12 protein-coding genes are annotated in these 18,601 nt (G+C 41.8%); 8 read left to right on the forward strand and 4 right to left on the reverse strand.

What is annotated here, in order from left to right:
- Nucleotides 1–132: 132 nt before the first annotated feature.
- Entirely contained in the window at nucleotides 133–3,240 is a 3,108-nt protein-coding gene (locus tag VUI23_RS17430; RefSeq protein ID WP_342805177.1) for a 7TM diverse intracellular signaling domain-containing protein, read from the forward strand.
- Between the two features lie 8 nt (nucleotides 3,241–3,248).
- On the opposite strand, the gene VUI23_RS17435 is transcribed toward VUI23_RS17430, so the two are convergent.
- The 3 genes from VUI23_RS17435 to VUI23_RS17445 form a co-directional block, all read right to left on the reverse strand.
- A complete protein-coding gene (locus VUI23_RS17435) occupies nucleotides 3,249–3,986 on the reverse strand; it encodes a DUF2982 domain-containing protein (RefSeq protein ID WP_342805179.1) in 738 nt (245 codons plus the stop codon).
- Nucleotides 3,987–4,245: 259 nt separating this feature from the next.
- A complete protein-coding gene (locus VUI23_RS17440) occupies nucleotides 4,246–7,404 on the reverse strand; it encodes an efflux RND transporter permease subunit (protein WP_342805181.1) in 3,159 nt (1,052 codons plus the stop codon).
- 2 nt (nucleotides 7,405–7,406) lie between these two features.
- On the reverse strand, nucleotides 7,407–8,570 hold the full coding sequence (locus VUI23_RS17445) for an efflux RND transporter periplasmic adaptor subunit (protein ID WP_216048840.1): 1,164 nt from the start codon (nucleotides 8,568–8,570) through the stop codon (nucleotides 7,407–7,409).
- 124 nt (nucleotides 8,571–8,694) lie between these two features.
- Here VUI23_RS17445 and VUI23_RS17450 point away from each other — a divergent pair, with 124 nt between their 5' ends.
- The gene (locus tag VUI23_RS17450) at nucleotides 8,695–9,357 is read left to right on the forward strand and encodes a TetR/AcrR family transcriptional regulator (RefSeq protein ID WP_342805183.1); all 663 of its coding nucleotides are present in this window, start codon (nucleotides 8,695–8,697) and stop codon (nucleotides 9,355–9,357) included.
- Here the strand turns inward: VUI23_RS17450 and VUI23_RS17455 are convergent.
- Nucleotides 9,354–9,791 carry a RidA family protein gene (locus VUI23_RS17455; protein WP_216048842.1) on the reverse strand — a complete coding sequence of 146 codons (438 nt, stop codon included), beginning with the start codon at nucleotides 9,789–9,791 and terminating at the stop codon, nucleotides 9,354–9,356. The genes VUI23_RS17450 and VUI23_RS17455 overlap by 4 nt on opposite strands.
- Before the next feature lie 406 nt (nucleotides 9,792–10,197).
- On the opposite strand from VUI23_RS17455, the gene VUI23_RS17460 reads away from it, so the two are divergent.
- The 6 genes from VUI23_RS17460 (at nucleotide 10,198) to VUI23_RS17485 (ending at nucleotide 18,599) form a co-directional block, all read left to right on the forward strand.
- The gene (locus VUI23_RS17460; protein ID WP_342805185.1) at nucleotides 10,198–12,849 is read left to right on the forward strand and encodes a reprolysin-like metallopeptidase; all 2,652 of its coding nucleotides are present in this window, start codon (nucleotides 10,198–10,200) and stop codon (nucleotides 12,847–12,849) included.
- Entirely contained in the window at nucleotides 12,846–13,271 is a 426-nt protein-coding gene (locus tag VUI23_RS17465) for a hypothetical protein (protein WP_342805187.1), read from the forward strand. Before VUI23_RS17460 ends, VUI23_RS17465 begins: the two co-directional genes overlap by 4 nt.
- A 103-nt stretch (nucleotides 13,272–13,374) precedes the next feature.
- Complete coding sequence (locus VUI23_RS17470) at nucleotides 13,375–14,382, forward strand: aspartate carbamoyltransferase (protein ID WP_216048845.1); 1,008 nt, start codon at nucleotides 13,375–13,377, stop codon at nucleotides 14,380–14,382.
- Between the two features lie 8 nt (nucleotides 14,383–14,390).
- Nucleotides 14,391–15,677: a glutamate-1-semialdehyde 2,1-aminomutase gene (gene hemL, locus VUI23_RS17475; RefSeq protein ID WP_216048846.1), complete on the forward strand. Its 1,287-nt coding sequence runs from the start codon at nucleotides 14,391–14,393 to the stop codon at nucleotides 15,675–15,677.
- 67 nt (nucleotides 15,678–15,744) lie between these two features.
- A complete protein-coding gene (locus VUI23_RS17480) occupies nucleotides 15,745–16,845 on the forward strand; it encodes an adenylate/guanylate cyclase domain-containing protein (protein ID WP_216048847.1) in 1,101 nt (366 codons plus the stop codon).
- A gap of 464 nt (nucleotides 16,846–17,309) precedes the next feature.
- The gene (locus VUI23_RS17485) at nucleotides 17,310–18,599 is read left to right on the forward strand and encodes a hypothetical protein (RefSeq protein WP_342805189.1); all 1,290 of its coding nucleotides are present in this window, start codon (nucleotides 17,310–17,312) and stop codon (nucleotides 18,597–18,599) included.
- Nucleotides 18,600–18,601: the final 2 nt, after the last annotated feature.

The following is an 18,601-nucleotide window of genomic DNA, read 5'->3' on the forward strand; positions in this document are numbered from 1 at the left end:
AATCTGGTTACTAAACTATTACGCCAATTCGTCAGTTAGTTGCCAAACTGAACATTTTAGAATTGAAAAACCTGATGCCAAAGGGTTTAATGATATTTACGCTTTTCAATCACTTGGAAGAAATGACTCATCATGCATCTGCTAAAAAGCTTAGTTTTGGGACTATTTCTAATTACCATTGGACTACCAGCCTTTGCGCAGTCAACTTTGCAGTTAATAAACAATGAAGAAACCACCCATCTATCAGATAAAGTTAAAGTACTAGCAGAAACAGATATCCAACTAAGCATAGATGACGTACGTCAGCGCAGAAACGAATTTATATGGCACTCTTCATCTAATCCTAATTACGGCATTCATACTGGCGGTCTATGGTTACGCACCAGCTTAAATCGTGTTAGTGACATACAAGAGTGGGTGATTGATATTGGTTTTGCGCACATGGACCGAGCGGATTTCTATTTATTTGCAGGTGACGAACTCATTGCTTCAAATAAACAGGGGAAATTATCCAGCGCCCAATTTAGTCGCTTTCCTGCTTTTAAAGTCAATCTGCCACTAGCGACTCCAGTCGATCTCTATGTCCGAATCGAATCCAAAAGCATGCAAGTTATTGCCCCATTGGACATTCAACCATACGAAAAATATATGCGAATGGTGTTTTGGGATAACTTGATTTGGGGCCTATTTTATGGCGGTTTATTAATTTTAGCCTTATACAACTTAATCTTATATTTAATCAATAGAGAGCTAAGCTTATTAGCCTTTGTTGGTTATATTCTGGCTGTGATTACTTGGCAGTTTGTTTGGGGTGGGCACTCAATTTTATTGTTTCCTTATGAAGCAACATTGTGGCTAACCAGCCATATGGATTTAATATTCGTGCTGGTCGGGATAGCATCAGGCATCTTCACTTACATGTTTTTAGAGGCCAAACGAACGGCATTCAAAACAGCTCCTTTTATCAAAACCAATATTGGCGTGCTGGTCACCATGGGGTTCTGCTCCTTAATTAGTTTGTTCCCTGCTGCTTGGCAAAATGCCATTGTATATCTGGTAACGTTTTTTGCTATCGCCAGTTTTTTAGTCGCGGGGATAGAAAGTTATTCGAATAAATTTAATCCAGCGCGATACTTCATAGCAGCTTGGTTAGTACTCATTGTAAGCGCACTGGTCAGTATGACCAGCTTAACCGGCTTTTTGCCTACCAATATGTTCACCACTTACTGTCTGCATGTTGGTTTGTTTATCCAAGCTGGGTTATTTTCAATTGCGATGATGGATAAAAGTCATAATCAATTGGAACGCGAGATTCAACAAGCTACTAATGATTTACGCAATAACATGGAGTTCATAGAAGAACAAAATGCCCGTCTAGATATCGCCAGAAAAGATGCGATTAACGCCAGCACCATAAAATCTCAGTTTCTCGCTAATATGAGCCATGAAATTCGCACCCCATTGAATGCGATTCTAGGGTTCAGCAAAGAACTGATTCACACACCGTTACCCGTTGATAAACAAGAGCATGTGCGGATTATTAATTCTGCTGCCGATACCTTGTTGAATATTGTCAACGACGTATTAGATGTATCGAAAATAGAAGCGGGTAAATTGCAATTACATAATCAACCCTTCTGTCCAAATGATGTCTTAGAAGAGATGGTTAGCGTAATGGCCAGATCTGCACATAATAAGAAGTTGGAATTCATTTATGAGTTAACCCCCTTGCCTGAGCAACTCGAGGGAGATGCACAACGAATCAAACAGATTTTAACCAACTTGTTAGGCAATGCATTAAAGTTTACTCCCAGTGGTCATATTAGCCTTCTAGTGACCGGTAAGTTATTACCTAACAACATGTATGAGCTAAATTTTAATGTCGAAGACACCGGCATAGGTATTAGCCAAGACGATCGCAAAAAGCTATTTAACGCATTTTCGCAAATTGAAGACTCCACCAGCCGAACGTATCAAGGCACAGGTTTAGGATTGGTGATCTGTCAACAGTTAGTGCATTTGATGGGCGGCAAAATCACGCTAACCAGTGATCCCGGAAAAGGCAGTTGTTTTCGCGTCACTATTAGTACCAAAATATTGGACGAATCAGAGCAGTTTGCTCGCAACATTGGCTGGGCGGAGAAAAAAGTATTGCTTTTAGATACCGATGCGCTCACTACAAACTCAGCGTCTAAGATGTTAGAAAATACCGGAGCAAAAGTCACGCTAGCCCACAGTATCAAAGAGTTTGTCACTACAAAACAAGATTATGACAGTCTGTTCGTCTGCCTTCCAGAAAGCTACTTAACCACGCATGTAGACATTTTGACTCAATTGACGAATGTTAGAATTTCCAATCTTATAATTCTCTATTCGGGCGACGGTATTTCTTTCGATGAGTCTCATCAGGTAACCAAACCCACACAACTTCGTCTCCCTTTAACCCTGAATAAACTGGCCAGTTTGACGCAAACGCCGATCGAGTCACACCATAATCAGATACAGCAAAACTTACTTGAATTACCAAAAGTCAAAATACTTGCGGTTGATGATATGGAAATGAATTTGCGTTTATTAAGCACTTGGTTAAACCCCTCACACCTAGAATTAAGCCTTGCCTACAGTGGTGAAGAGGCCGTTAATTTATGTAATCAGGAAGATTTCGATATTATTTTAATGGATGTGCAAATGCCAATTATGGATGGATTGCAGGCCTCTCGCTTAATTCGTAAAAGCCAGTTGAATTTAGGCACTCCGATCATAGCGGTTACCGCACATGCACTCAAAGAAGAACAAGACAGATTACTGGCCTCAGGTATGGACGATTACCTGCCTAAGCCCCTTGATTTAGAAGATTTGATTGTATTGATAAAACGCTGGTGTAATACCTCTAGTTCAGCAACTGAATGTTCTTCCGTCGATTGGTCTATGGCACTAAAAATTGCAAACCAAGACGAGGCTGCCGCAAAAGATATGCTAAGTGCATTTGTTGCAGAGTTACCTGACTTAATTACTCAAATAGAAGATGCTTGGAAGATAACCGATAAACAAACCCTAAAGCAGCTTGTTCACAAACTACATGGTGCATGTTTATATACCGGTGTCCCGATGCTGTTGGATTTGTGTGATGAATTAGAAACGGCCATAAAACTAGATGAATTTAGTATTGTGAAATTGCGACTTCCGTCGTTAATCCAAGAGGCAAAGAATGTCATAACCGACAGTGAAGCGTTCGCATAAAAGAAGTGTTAGTCAGGAAAAGTGCTATTGACACTAGACAGGCAATCTCTTAATAAAACAACAAAGTCTTCACTGCTGCGGTCCAGTTCTCCCACTGAAATAAACACATCAAAACCTAAGCCAGCTCTCAATTTGGTCATTCGATTGGCTAACATTGCTGGTATGCCTTTAATGATTTTACCTTCGGGAGTTTTGAACGTATCGTTTTCAATTAATGTATTACTATAACAACCGCCTCCAACGCACTGGTTATTTTGCAGTAGCAAAGGCCGTTGTTCTAGCAGTAAATTAGTTGCTAAACGAGGGGAAATGGAGCTCAGAAGTGGCTCATATTGTTTAATCTTAATCCCCACCATTCCTAAGTTTATTTGTTCTAAACCATGGCTAACTTTTGGTACATCGATACGCTGAATGTTTGACCATTCTAATGACCATTTACCATGTCGATGATGGTACAAAATATGGGTTTTAGTGAGCTCAATACTGTGCACTGGCTCACGAACTTTAAACCAACCGATGAGCATAGTGACGATGGAGGCACTTAGCGCAAAAACGCCGACTAAATAAAGCGAATGCGGCAGAAAAGCCAATAACATAATCGCCACAAACAAGGCGACTAAACCAATTAAAAAAGTGGTTAAACCATTTCGTTTTGCCACTCCTTTTATTTTAATACTGTGCAGCTCACTCTCGAAAGGTGCCTCGATGTCAGTAATATCTCGTTTAGTTTTTTCATTGCCAGACATAAAAATACACTACCATCATAATTACACCCCATAGGATAATCAGCCTTAACCGTTGGCAGAAAACACAATCTGTATGAAACAATCGTTTAATTGTTTTAAGCATAGTTCATTGCCATCACATCCGGTAATTTCAGCACCAATACCGCAGTTTAGACGAATTAAAAGCAGCAATAAACAAGTTATAGCTATGCGCTTTAAGATACTCAGCCTTAACTGTAAGTCCTGCATCTAAAACGAGCAGTTGAATCCAATGGTTATACTAGGTAGCCATAGCGGCAGTTTCTAGCGCAAATTTTCTTCCTCTGCGAATAGCTAAACGACCGGCTACTATGGGAGTATAAATTAATGAGAGTATTACCGAAAAACCGACACCTCCGGCCAACACAACAGCAAGCGGCGGCCAAAAGCTCCCTTCACTAAAAATTAATAATGGGATAAAGCCACCCACTGTTGTAAAGGTGGTGGAAAGGATATGGCGACTACAGCTCATGGTCTCTTTTACAATAGCGTCAATATCGCCGAGTTTCGCTGCAGGATTAGCATTGATAGAGGCTATAACTACAATTGAACCATTTATTGCCACCCCAATTAGTCCAGCACTGCCGAGCAACGGGTTAAAGCCAATGGGTAAACCTGATAACCATAAACTGAACATTCCTAACCCCACGGATAGAACTGCCACAGAGGCGATTAAGGCTGCAAGTTTGACACTTCTAAAGGTTAAAATAAGGGTGGTTATCATCAGCACCAACAATACTGGCGCATAAGCGGCTAAGAGTCCTAAAGCTTCTTGCTGCTCATCAGCATCCCCAGCCAATTTGATTCGATAGCCCTTGGGTAATTCAAATCCTGACTCAGCCAGTTTGACTTGTAACAACTTACTCGCGTCAACAGCAGTGGCATTAGGCATCAAATACCCTTCGATGATATTAACTCTTTCGCCATTTTTTCTGGTAATTCCAGCAATCGTAGAGGTGAACTTGAATTCCCCTAGCGCTGACACGGGTACCCACCGTTGTTGATTTGTTAATGTGTTAGTTAATAACGGAATAGCATTTAAACTATCAATATTATTGCGTTGCGATTCTGGCAGTCTAATTCGAATCGGTATTTCTTCGGTACCTTCTAAAATCGAACCTCCAACTTGGCCATCCAATGAAGCTTGAAGCTGGCTGGCAATATCATTTAACGATAATCCGGCTAAAGCCGACTCATTGCGGGTTACATCTAAGATAAACTCAGGTTCGCCAAGGGTGATAGTGGCAATACTATTGGTGATCCCCGGTATTTGTGACATAACCAATCGCACCTGCTGGCCCAATTCTTCGATAACAGCTAAATCTGGACCGTATATTTCAACTCCAATAGGCGCGGCAATGGGTGGTCCTTGGCCAAACGCTTTGACCACAACCCTTGCCTGAGGAAACTCCTCATCTAAACTCAGTTGCAATTCAGAAATCAGCGCGGCTGCTGATGAAACGGAATCAGTAGTCACGACCGCTTGCGCAAAGTGAGCTGTATTATCTCGTTTCATCACCTGATTGTAATAAATTGAAGGTGTAGATGCGCCTACTAACCAAGTAACTTGATTCACACCTTGGTGTGAACGAATATGCTCATCCATCTGTTTAGCGACAGTTTCTGTAGTGTTTAACGAGCTACCTTCAGGTAGCCACATTTGGATTTCAAATTGATCTCGATCTGCACTGGGGAAAAAGACATTCCCTAACTGCCCAGCTAAAATAAATCCTGAAATAGGTAATGCAGTGGTTAACAATAGCCAAAGAATAGGGCGTTTAATCGCTTTACTAATAGTATTTTTATACCAATCAGTAAGCTCTTTGAATTGAATCCCGCCTTGATACCAAGCCTGCGGCCGCATTTCGGAATCTGGTCTAGGTAAAAAACGAGCTGCCAATGACGCAATAACAGTGAGTGAGATAATCAACGAACCGATTAATGCCATCACGACGCTAATCGCAATAGAGCTTATGAAATCACCAATATTGCCGGGTAGCAAAAAGATTGGCATAAAGCCTAAAATTGTGGTCAATGTGGAGGCTAAAAGCGGACTAAACAGGTGCTGAACACTTTTCACCAATGCATCTAATCGGGAATTCTGCCGATCTAATAAATTTGCCCGAATTTCGTCGGTAATTACAATGGCGTTATCTATCAATAAACCAATAGCGATGATAATGCCAAATATCGACATTTGATGAATTTGTTCATTGAAAAAGTTTAGCGAAAAAAGTGTAAAAGCGGCACTAAGAGGTAAAGAGATGCCGACAATCCAAGCAGAGCGAAAACCCATGAACAGAAACACCACAACCATCACTACCAAACACCCCATCAACAGGTTTTGAGTGAGATCTAACAGCCTAGATTCAGTATATTGATTCTGTTCATAAATAATATCCGCAGCAACGCTACCTTGATACAGTGAATTAAAATCTTCGAGGGCTTCTTTACTACTTTTAGTCCAATTATCTACACGCACGGTAGATTGCATTCGCGCCGCAACAAAGACTTTTTGCTGGCCGTTAACCAAGGCAATATCATTGGGAGGATCTTGCCATCCTCGGTATACTTTGGCGACATCCTGCACCCGCAAAAACTGTCCATTCGCTGATACTGACAATGGAATATTACGAATCACATCTAAGCTTGCCAATTCTTGCGCAACTTGAATACGAATATTTTGACTATTGGTTCGCACAACCCCAGCAGGCAACTTCGGATCTGCGTTTGCAATGAGTTGACTGACTTGTGGAACCGTTAATCCCACACCAGACAATTTATGAGGGTCAACTTCAACGACAATTTCTTCGTCTAACTCACCGTATATCCTAACAAGCTCGGTTCCAGGCACGTTTCTGAGTCGGTCGGCAACTTCATCGCTCATACGACTCAAGATTGACATTGGCGTTTGATAACCTTCAGGCGACCCCAACGCAACTAGCAACGTAAAGGATGTTGCGCCGCGCTTTTCATCTAGCTCCGGTTCCCCCGCTCCAGCGGGAAATAGCTGACTGGCATCGGCTATACTGTCGCGAATTTTTGAAAATATCTGTTCATTATTACTGTTATCTACCCATGCCTGAAGTTCAATACTGATAACTGAAATACCGGCTCTAGAGGTGGAATTAATTTCTTTAATTTCGAATAGCTGACGCAGCTCATCTTCAAGCACATCACTCACTAAGGCTTCTACCCGCTCGGCAGATGCGCCAGGATAAGGGGTAATAACCAACACGTTTCGTGTATCAATACGAGGATCTTCAAGTCGTGGCAACGAGGTAATAGCGGAAATTCCAGCCACTAATAAAATAATGATAGTGAGTGCTAATAAGTGACCATTACTAAAAAACTGGGTGTACCAAGGTCTAATAATATTGTTAGGCGAATTCTGTCCCATAATTACAGCTTACCTTGATGAGAAGCCAATTCGCGCTCTTCACTGGCAGATGTTTGCGCTTCAACAGCATTCACAATTTGCCCAGGAACGAGCCGATGCGCACCACTTACAACCATCCAATCATTCGCACTCAGGGGGCCACGCACATAGCTGTGTGTCTGACCAGCAAATAACACTTCAACAGAACGAGAAGTAACCGTTTGTTGCCCTTTACCTTGTACGGTAAACAATGTCCATAAGCCGCGAATACCGCTACTGAGCGCTTGTTTAGGCACCCAGACTCCAGATTCATCAACTTGCTTACTATAGGTCAATGCAATTAAATCCCCCGGCAACAAAGGATGTTGATTAGGTTCGATGGAAAAAATAACATCTATCGTGCGGGTATCCATTTGTCTGGTTTTAGCGATAGATTTAATGACCCCAGACAAATTGATGCCATTAGCAATTAACCTGTGTTTTTGGCCGACCGTTAATCCGAATGCTTGATCACTGGATAACGCGATTCGCGCATCATAAGCTGAAGATTGTTGCACCACCACCACTGGCTGACCGGCACTGACCACTGTTGAAGGGTCAATGGGTCTGGATACGATAGTGCCCTCAAAGGATGCCTTTAATTCGGACTTTTCAAGTTCCACCAACAACGTATTAATCCGTGCTTGAGTTTGTTCAACCAGCGCCTTGGCCACTTGCGTGCTTTCATCAACTTCATTCAACCGTTGGGTAGACTCTAAATTCCTACTCACCAGTTCAGTCACCCGTTGTTGTGACTGTTTGGCTAAGCGCAAATCTGACTTAGCAGATTGCAACGCCGCTTCTAGCTCTTTCATAGACGCATCAAGTCGCTTGGTATCGAGCTTAGCAATCAGTTGCCCAGCAACAATGTGATCACCTTCATCCACCCAAATTTGCTGCACTTTTCCGGCTAGTTCAAACCCTAAATTTGATAGGTTTGCAGATTCCAACCGGCCATAAGCTAATTGCTGTTGTTGATAGTTATCTTGGGGTGAAAGTTTAACCACTTCCACCTGATGTATTTTTGCTTCTGAGGGCGGTGCAGTAACCTGCCCAGAACCTGCAGCGATCATTAATCCCACCACAGCCATGAGTGGCAATATAATTGCGATGGGAATTAGTAATGATTTAAACGATGGTTTATTCACTGATCAAGCCTACTTAAGATTGTTATTTTGTCTAACACGGTTTTGTATTACTATAGAGATTAATATATAAATACTAGACCGTCTAGTTTAGTAATTAACTTTTAATTTAAACAAGAGTAAAAAAGTGTCGCAATCGAAATCCGAAGTAAAGTCTAATTGTTTGAAAGTACAGACAAAAGTTGGCAGACCTAAAAGCGAAGAGAAGCGCGTTAATATTCTCTTGGCGGCAAGCGATTTATTTCTAAGTCAGGGATTTTCTTCTACGTCAATGGACCAAGTGGCTAAAAAAGCGGAAGTGTCTAAGCAAACGGTCTACTCTCATTTCAGCAATAAAGATGCATTGTTCACATCGGTTATTGCATACAAATGCGCCCAATATCAATTGGGCGAAGAACATATGCGGGATGTTGAGCAGGATCCCACTGAAGCGTTACTAACCTATGGCAACCAGATAATTAACTTGTTACAAGATGAGCAGTCTATCGCCATGCATAGAGTAGTAATCGGTGAGATCACTACCAATCCTCGTGTAGCAGAACTGTTTTATATCGCAGGTCCACAGCACGGAATCGAAATTTTACGCGAATTTTTTCAACAAAATGTACACCTAAAATTAGACAAAGCTAACGCTGAATATTGGGCCTACACATTTTTTAATATGCTAAAAGGTGATTTTTACTTATCCAGCTTGTTGGGTTTACCCTTTACTAAGTCAGAAGCTAAGCAAACTGAATTAGTGACGCGAACGGTTACCCATATCATTCAGATGATCTCAGCTGAAAACTAATTATTCGCATAAGCCCAGCACTCTAACTCTAACATCGATCCCATGGCTAACCCATCAGCTCCAAAAGCGCTGCGGGATGGCAATTTTTTAGGATTAAAATAAGTCACATAAACTTTGTTGAAGTCACTCCATTTTTCGATATCTTCAATCATTACTGTGCATTTAAACACATCATCCATAGTCAAACCGATCCCCTTCAATGTGGCATCAATGTTTTTCATTACTTGGTGAGATTGGTCAGTGATATTGTCAGCCAGTTTACCATTTTCGTCATTCGCAATTTGACCGGACAAATATACGATATTATCAACTTGGGTAGCTTGAGAAAAAGGCATATTTTCATTTGCTGAAGGGTAATACTTAACCTCAGCAAAACTATTAAAAAGAGTGCACGATAGTAAACTTAATATCCCGATTTTAGTCACTTTAAACATATCTAAGTTTTCCTTTTCACGATTTTTTAGTTGTATTGTTGAGGATTATTAAGCAATCCGAAACTTTGACATGCTAAGCTGTGATAGATACAAACAGCCTGATATTTGCATATATCCGTTTGCCTAAGAGCTGCTTTTTTGTTGGTTTTAACGAAGCTCACCATCGAGTCTCCCACAACCCAAAAATCGGTTCAAGAAAGATGAATCTAAATACGCTAGATTACGTATTTAATTAGATTAACTGGCTAAGCTGCCTTTCCGTCTGATTGCCTTGGGTGGGCGTTTTGCTGAATGTAAAAGTAAGTTATTTTCAGGGTTAATCAGTATTTGAGACTAAAATAGTTTGGTGGCACTGTGCTATGCCACACTTAACTAAGTTAACATTTAGGTTAAAAGTGGTACTTTAATGACAATTAATATCCGTATCTACATTGCGTTCTTTTTCGCCAGTATTTGTTTGCTGCCTTTGGCACAAGCTCAAGAATTCCCATTGTGGCAACAGTCAAAGACTACAACTAAAATTGATGCCCGATACAGGCAAACCGTCGCAACTGGAAACGAGCTGACGATCAATCCTATTGAATTCACTTCGCTGATAAACAATCAAACATCTGAATTTGAACTCTCGGTCCCCACTCCCGAGGGTGATTACCTTATCTTCAAATTACAGCAAGTTCGAGTAATGGCCGAACCTCTGGCAGAGAAATTCCCATTGGTCCGCTCGTTTACTGGCTACAACGTCAATAATCCACAAGATAAGGGCCGATTTGATCTTTCTCCGGACGGATTATCGGCAATGTTTAAAATCGATACACAATGGGCAATTCTGACGTTTGATAAACTAGGTAACACTCTAGATTATGTTAGTTACTGGGTGAAAGATGAAATCAACCCTGAACAGCAAAAGTCGCAACTGGCTCAGCAACAAGATTACTTAACCCTACCAGCAACCATCAAAACTGTGTCAAAAAAAGCGACATCTTTAGACCCAGATGCTGCTCGGGCGAATGGAAACGCTATCACAACTTATCGAATAGCGATTAGTACCAGCGGAGAATATACCACGGCAAATGGAGGCGAAGCTGGCACCATTGCCGAGTTAACAAAACTCATCAATCGGATTAATCAAATTCTATTAACTGACTTGGCAATCCAATTTGAGCTTGTGGCGAACAATGACAGAATTATCTATACCGATAGCAGTACCGACCCCTTCGTAAATGATGCAAGTGATGATTTAGAAGCCAATCAAATCGTTATCGATGATTTGATTGGCCCAGACAACTACGATATTGGTCATGTATTGAATACCGACTCAGGTGGCTTGGCAACTATCCAAAGTATTTGTATTGAGGACTTTAAAGCCCGAGGACAAACTGGTAGCAACAGACCCTTTGGCGAGAGCTTTTATACTCAATTAGTCATTCATGAATTTGGCCACCAGTTAGGTGCAGAACATACGTTTAACGCATCCAACGCCGCGGGCTGCAGTGAAGACCAACGCTCCAGAAATGCTGCCGTCGAACCTGGCAGCGGTTCGACTATAATGTCATATGCAGGTCTATGCTCTAGCCAAAATATACAAAACGATTCTGACGATTATTTTCACAGTTTTTCGGTGGAACAAATTCAATCACTGTTAAGTCGTAGAAATTGTGGTTCGACAGAAACCAATGGCAATGCGATTCCGATTATCAGTAGCTCTGAAATCAATCACAGCATACCAGCAAATACCCCTTTCGTTCTGACCGCTCAAGCCACCGACAGCGATAATGATTTGTTGACATATAGTTGGGATCAAGTGAATCCAGGCGGTTTTAACGGTGCCACTGAATCAGTGCAAGAAATGTCTGAAGACAATGGATTTAACCCGTTATTTCGTTCCTACCCACCTTCTGACGCATCGACTCGCTATTTTCCACAAATTAGTCAAGTGCTGAATGACTCAATTGGCTTTGGCGAAGCCTACCCCACCACCGAGCGCGCACTCACATTTGAGCTTTTAGTTCGAGATGGAAATGGCGGCGTGATTACGCAATTTGCGAATATCAATGTAGAGCCTACTGATACTCCTTTTTCGGTGACAACACCTATTGCCGACGCCCGTTGGATTGGCGGGCAAAGCCACCTAGTTGATTGGCAGGTTGCCGGCACAAATAGCGCTCCAATTTCATGTTCCGCAGTGGATATATTGCTTGATGCTGATGGCGATAACGTTTTCGAGTCGACTTTATTGGCCAATACAGCAAACGATGGTCAACAAAATGTCACCTCTCCTAGCACCAGTACAAGCAGCGCCCGCATAAAAGTAAGGTGTTCTGATAATGTGTTTTACGCGGTGAATCCTGGCAGTTTTGAAATAGTGCCCGGCAGTGATCCTGTCGCTCCTTTGATTACAGGACAAATCGAGCGAACCGAATTAGAAGATACAAGTTTTGTGATTAGCTTTGCTGACTTGTTAGTTGATGATCCGGATTCAAGCTATCCATCCAACTTCAGTTTGGATGTGTCACCAGGGGCAAACTACGTAGCAAACGAAACTAGCGTCTCACCAAACCCTGACTTTTCAGGAAGTTTAATCGTCAATATTTCGGTTAATGATGGTGTTAGTGATAGCAATGTTTTCCCATTTACGGTGCAAATAGAAGCCGTCAATGACGCCCCTGTAGCAGTGAATGACAGTATCACAATTGACCAAGATTCAGGGACGATTAACATTGATGTATTAAGTAACGACACAGATGCGGATCAAGATTCGTTAATTATTTCTGAAGTCACTTATGTAGGCTCAGGACGGGTCAGTATCAATAATGGGCAAGTCAGTTATACTCCTGCCAATGGTTATTTTGGTAGCGACAGTATTATTTATCGAATTGAAGATCCTAGCTTTGCCACTGATTCTGCAACCATTAGTATTACCGTTAACCAAGAAGTGCTTACACCCACGCCACTGCCAACACCGGATGATAGCTCTGGCGGTGGTAGTTTCGGTTGGTTGCTAATGTTACTAGCGGCTGCAAGGTTGAGAGGGCGCCGCTGTGCGTGTTGTGCCAAATGAGTAATCTAAAAATGAGCGCTGCGGCATTGCTAATGATTAGCACATCTGGCTGCATAACTGAAAAGGTCAGTAGTGTGACAAAGTCGCCAATTATCGAATCTGACACCCAAACGGAGTCACTCGCTAGGTTAACTTCAACACAACAAGCAGTAATTGATGCCGACGCAGCAGTTGCTCAGCAAAACTTCAAATTATTGGCCTTTACTAACAAAGTTATTAGCTTCCCAGGGGTAGATATGAACCTCTATCCTCTGGAGGTTTTGCAACAACAGTGTGGAATTAAGTACCTCTCTGGTAGCGGTGACACTTTAGCAATAGGTGAAAGTACCGAAACTAGGAAAGCCCTTAAAAACTATGCCACAACCTACAATTTGATTGTCTTGAAAGGCTGCCAATCATTTCATAAAAATAATCAGAAATAAGATTATCCGACAGCAATTTTTTGATAGACTCTCGAGCCAGCAACAGGATAAGCGCTATTCTCAGCCTAATCATTTTTCCTGTCATTAAACATAAGGGTATGCGATGAATTTTGAAGGTCAGCACATTCTTTCAGTCAATCAATTCGACCGTGATTCTATTCAGGCGATATTCGATGTAGCTGATAAGATGACACCCTACGCGCTTCGCCAAAAACGCACAAAAGTGTTGGACGGAGCTATTTTGGGAAACTTATTTTTTGAAGCGAGCACGCGAACCCGTGTTAGCTTTGGTACGGCATTCAATCTACTCGGTGGTGAGGTGCGTGAAACCACCGGTATGAGCAGTTCGGCGCTAGCCAAAGGCGAATCGTTGTTCGACACAGCCAGAGTATTAAGCGGATATTCCGATATTATTACCATGCGTCACCCGCAATCAGGTTCAGTATCTGAATTTGCTGAAGGCAGCCGCGTGCCGGTGATTAATGGCGGTGATGGCGCGAATGAACATCCCACTCAAGCACTGTTAGATTTATATACTATTAGCAAAGAACAGCAATATCATGGTGGGCAAATTGACGGTATTCATATCGCTATGATTGGTGATTTAAAATATGGTCGAACTGTGCATTCGTTATCTAAGCTATTGAGTTTATTTAATAACGTACGTTTCACACTTATTTCACCTAAAGAGTTGGCGATGCCTGAGTCAATATTGGATGTGATTCGCAGCGCGGGCCACAAGGTTAAAATAACCGATCAACTTGAAGGTAGTGTGGATGCCGACATTTGTTATCAAACTCGCATTCAAGAAGAGCGTTTTGAAACACAAGCAGAAGCAAATAAATATCGCGGAAAATTTCGTTTAAACCAAACCATTTATACTAAACACTTCCAATCTAAAACAGTCATAATGCACCCACTCCCAAGAGACTCACGAGCCGACGCGAATGAGTTGGACAATGACCTTAATTTACACCCCAATTTGGCCATTTTCAGACAAGCAGATAACGGCGTATTAGTTAGAATGGCGCTTTTTGCACTGACCCTTGGGGTAGAAAAGTTAGTTTCAAAATACGATCGTGACGTTCATTGGTATAGTTCAAAGAGATAATAAATTACATGCAAAAATCACAACAATTATTCGAGCAAGCACAAAAACATATCCCTGGTGGCGTCAATTCCCCAGTCAGAGCATTTAAAGCCGTTGGTGGCACTCCACCATTCATCGTTAAAGCCGATGGTCCTTATATTTACGATGCTGATGGCAAGCAATATATCGATTATGTGCAATCTTGGGGTCCAATGGTGCTAGGTCACAACAACCCTAAAATTCGTCAAGCAGTTATTAATGCAGCTGAAAATGGCCTTAGTTTTGGAGCGCCCACAGAATCTGAAGTGACCATGGCTGAATTGGTTAATAAACTAGTTCCGTCAATGGAAATGCTACGAATGGTCAACTCAGGCACAGAAGCAACCATGAGTGCTATTCGTTTAGCCCGAGGCGTAACTGGCAAAAATAAAATTCTTAAATTTGAAGGTTGTTATCACGGACACGCAGACTCGCTGTTAGTGAAAGCCGGCTCTGGTGCACTGACAATGGGTGTTCCAAGCTCTCCAGGTGTACCTGCGGATGTGGCAAAACATACCTTGACCATGGAATTTAACAATATTGATAGTGTGAAACAGGCGTTTGCTGAATTTGGTGATGATATTGCTTGTATTATTGTTGAACCAGTTGCGGGCAATATGAACTGTATCCCGCCCGTTGATGGATTTTTACAGGGTCTGAGAGACATTTGTGACCAATATCAAAGTGTTTTGATTTTTGATGAAGTTATGACCGGTTTCAGAGTCAGCCGTGGTGGTGCACAAGAGCTATATTCTATTGTTCCTGACTTGACCTGTTTAGGCAAGGTTATCGGTGGTGGCATGCCTGTAGGGGCATTTGGTGGTAAAGCTGAAATTATGCAACAAATCGCACCGACAGGCCCAGTCTATCAGGCAGGTACTTTATCCGGCAATCCTATTGCCATGGCAGCCGGGTTAGCATCACTAACACAAATTCAAGAGGCTGGTCTATACGACCGACTGAGCCTAGCAACCAAAACCTTAGCGGAAGGCATAAAATCTATAGCTTTAGAGCATGGGGTTCCGATGACCGTTAATTATGCTGGCAGCATGTTTGGTATTTTCTTTACCGACATAGATAAGGTAACCAATTATAAACAAGCAATTAATTGTGATACTGAGATGTTCAATCGCTTTTTTCATGGCATGCTATCAAGAGGGGTTTATTTGGCTCCGGCATCTTATGAGGCAGGTTTCGTTTCGGCAATGCATGATATGGATATCGTAGAAAAAACCTTACAAATTACCAAAGAAGTATTCGCTGAGTTAACAGCCTAATAGGTTTAAAAGTGATGCTGTGTTAGGTTGATTACGTTATTCATAAAAATAAGAAAAAGACGCAAAAATGTTGGAACAAATTTTACAACCTGTGCCGCTAGTTTTACTGGTTATTATTGTCATCATGGCAGTGGCATTGTTGCGTCTAAATCGAATCTTAAAACAACGAAACCTCGTTAACCTTTCGAATCAAACCGACGCGCAAATGGAAACGCAGGTGCAAAGTACCTTGCGCGCCAATGAAGCGGATCAGCGGTTTTTATCAAAAGCTGATGAAGCACTTCGCCTAACTCAAACCTTTCAAAAGTTTGTACCTCGACAATTTGTTGAACATTTTGCTAAACATGGTTCGGATACCTTAGAGCTTGGTCGAGCAGATGAAGATGAAGTAGCCATTTTGTTTTCCGATATTCGCGGTTTTACCGGTCTATCAGAAAAGATGACCCCACAAGAATTGATGAAATTTCTTAATTCCTATTTCTTGCGGATGAATGATCCTATTCATCAAAATGGTGGCTTTATTGATAAATTTATTGGCGATGCGATCATGGCATTATTTGACCATCCCAATGGTAGTAATCAAGATAAAGCAATAGATGCGCTTAATGCAGCTTTAGATTTGCGTTATGCGTTAAACGTGTATAACCAGCACCGAAGCAACAGTGGTTATCCACCTATCAACATAGGTGTAGGTATTCATTTCGGGCCCGTGATTATTGGCACAGTCGGCTCAGACGATCGAATGGATACGACTGTGATTGGTGACAGTGTGAATATCGCCTACCGTTTGGAATCACTGGCACCGAAATTGGGTGCCGATATCATAGTCAGCTCACAGTTACTTGCAACTGCAGATGCCAAAGCGAAGTTTACCTACAGGCTGCTTGATTGGGTTCGAGTCAAGGGACGTAAAAATCCTGTAGAAGTGTATGAAATACTCAATCACCTTCCTGAACAAAGTGTGACATTAAAATTGAAAACCGCGCCTTGGATCGAAAAAGGGGTTAATTATCGCAAGTCTCAACAATGGAACAAAGCATTAAGTTGTTTCGAAAAAGCACGTTTGTTAAATCCGAATGACCACTTGGTCGCCCATCACATAGAACAGTGTCACGCCCTAAAAAACACCCTAGTCCCCGCAAATTGGGACGGTGCAGCAGAACTCTAACGCCGACAAATTTCCCCGTAGCATGGCCTTTAGGCCATGGAAAAATCCAAACAGCTACGAGGCCGTAGCATGGCTAGGCCATGGAAAACCCAAACAACCACGGGGCTAAAGCTCCCGCCTACAATTCCAAACCTGTAGCATGGCCTTTAGGCCATGGAAAAACCGAACAACCACGAGGCCATGGAAAACCCAAACAACCACGGGGCCATGGAAAACCCAAACAACCACGGGGCCATGGGAAACTCCAAGCATCCACGGGGCTAAAGCTCCCGCCTACAATTCCAAACCTGTAGCATGGCCTTTAGGCCATGGAAAACCCCAAACAACCGCGGGGCCGTAGCACCCGCCTACAGGTTTGGCTTTTGCACAAAAAATCCCCACCAAATCAATGTATGGCGTTCAATGATTCTCATTCATCAGTAGGTTTGCTATATTGCGCTCAGTAGTAGCAAGGAGAGCCAGTCGTGGTTTCGAATTCCCCCCAACAAGATCCATCCGATAATCAAATTTGTTTCACCGCCATTTCTCCAATAGATGTGCCTTTCTCTTTAATTAGGGGATTTAACCGCAAATCTAACAATTTCAAAAAACTCATGACGTCTTTGAGTCAAAGAAAAGATATCGAGAGTGTAACTTGGCTCAATGATGGCCCCGAGTATGTAAACCTTGATAGTGATGTATCTTCAATGTCATTTTTCCTGTGGAAAACACAATGGGAAAATGTCGAGGTCAAGTTTCATATATTTCCAAATGAATTGGCGGTAGTGGAATGCCAACTGATCTTGCCTATTCAAGCTGATATTAAACAAATGGAATCACAAGTTCAGCAACAAGCCGAATTCGCTATACAACAATCATTGCCAGCCCTTGAGGCAGTTATTAAAGATATATATAACAGTATTAACAATCCACTGCTTATTAAACCTAGGTCTCGCTCGACCCGTCTATATTGGACCGCTCGTTCACTGAATATCCATAGATCACAACTAGAAAACACGGATATACGTCAATTAATACATCAGTGGCTAGCTGAAACGGAATGTCCACAAGACGCAGAAAAAATTTGCAATCTAATCAACTTCGACAGTGTCACAAGCGCTAATAGTTTTGACCAAGTAAAAACTGAATCCATGACTTGGTTAAACTACGTGATTGTTGATAAGCGAGCGAAAAGTGATCCACGCATAGACACCATGATACTTGCTCAATACTGCTACACAGCGCAAGAAAAATGTAACCTGCGCTTACATGAAGCTATCGCCCATGCATATATTGATGGCAATTTATTGGGTGCACAGAATCAACTTGAAGACAGTCGAATTCAATCAAAACTTCACCAAGTTTCGATAAATGAACACAAAAAATACTTAACTCGACAAAAACGGAAATACTTAGACGAAATTTTTGAATCTTGGGAATTCGATTTGTTGATAAAGAACGGCGATGATATGAAAGAGATTTGCTCAAACAAAATTGAAGAAGCAAATTCCAAACAAAGCAAACTTAATAGTATAAAAACCGATAGGATTTTATTCGCCATCAGTCTGTTCACCATTTTCGAATTATTAATATTTTTGTCTCAGCACAGTAGAGAGGTGATGTCCCGTCCGGCTCTAGATTACAACGACGAAAGCTCTTCTTGGATACTCACATTAATAGCTAGTTTAGATGCAGATACCATGTTTGGAATAGGAATTGGTTTGATGATTGCCCTTGCCTTTATTTATATGTCTGTTGCCAAAAGGAAACTGTAATC

It is taken from the genome of Alteromonas sp. M12 (assembly GCF_037478005.1).
GTDB lineage: Bacteria > Pseudomonadota > Gammaproteobacteria > Enterobacterales > Alteromonadaceae > Aliiglaciecola > Aliiglaciecola lipolytica_A.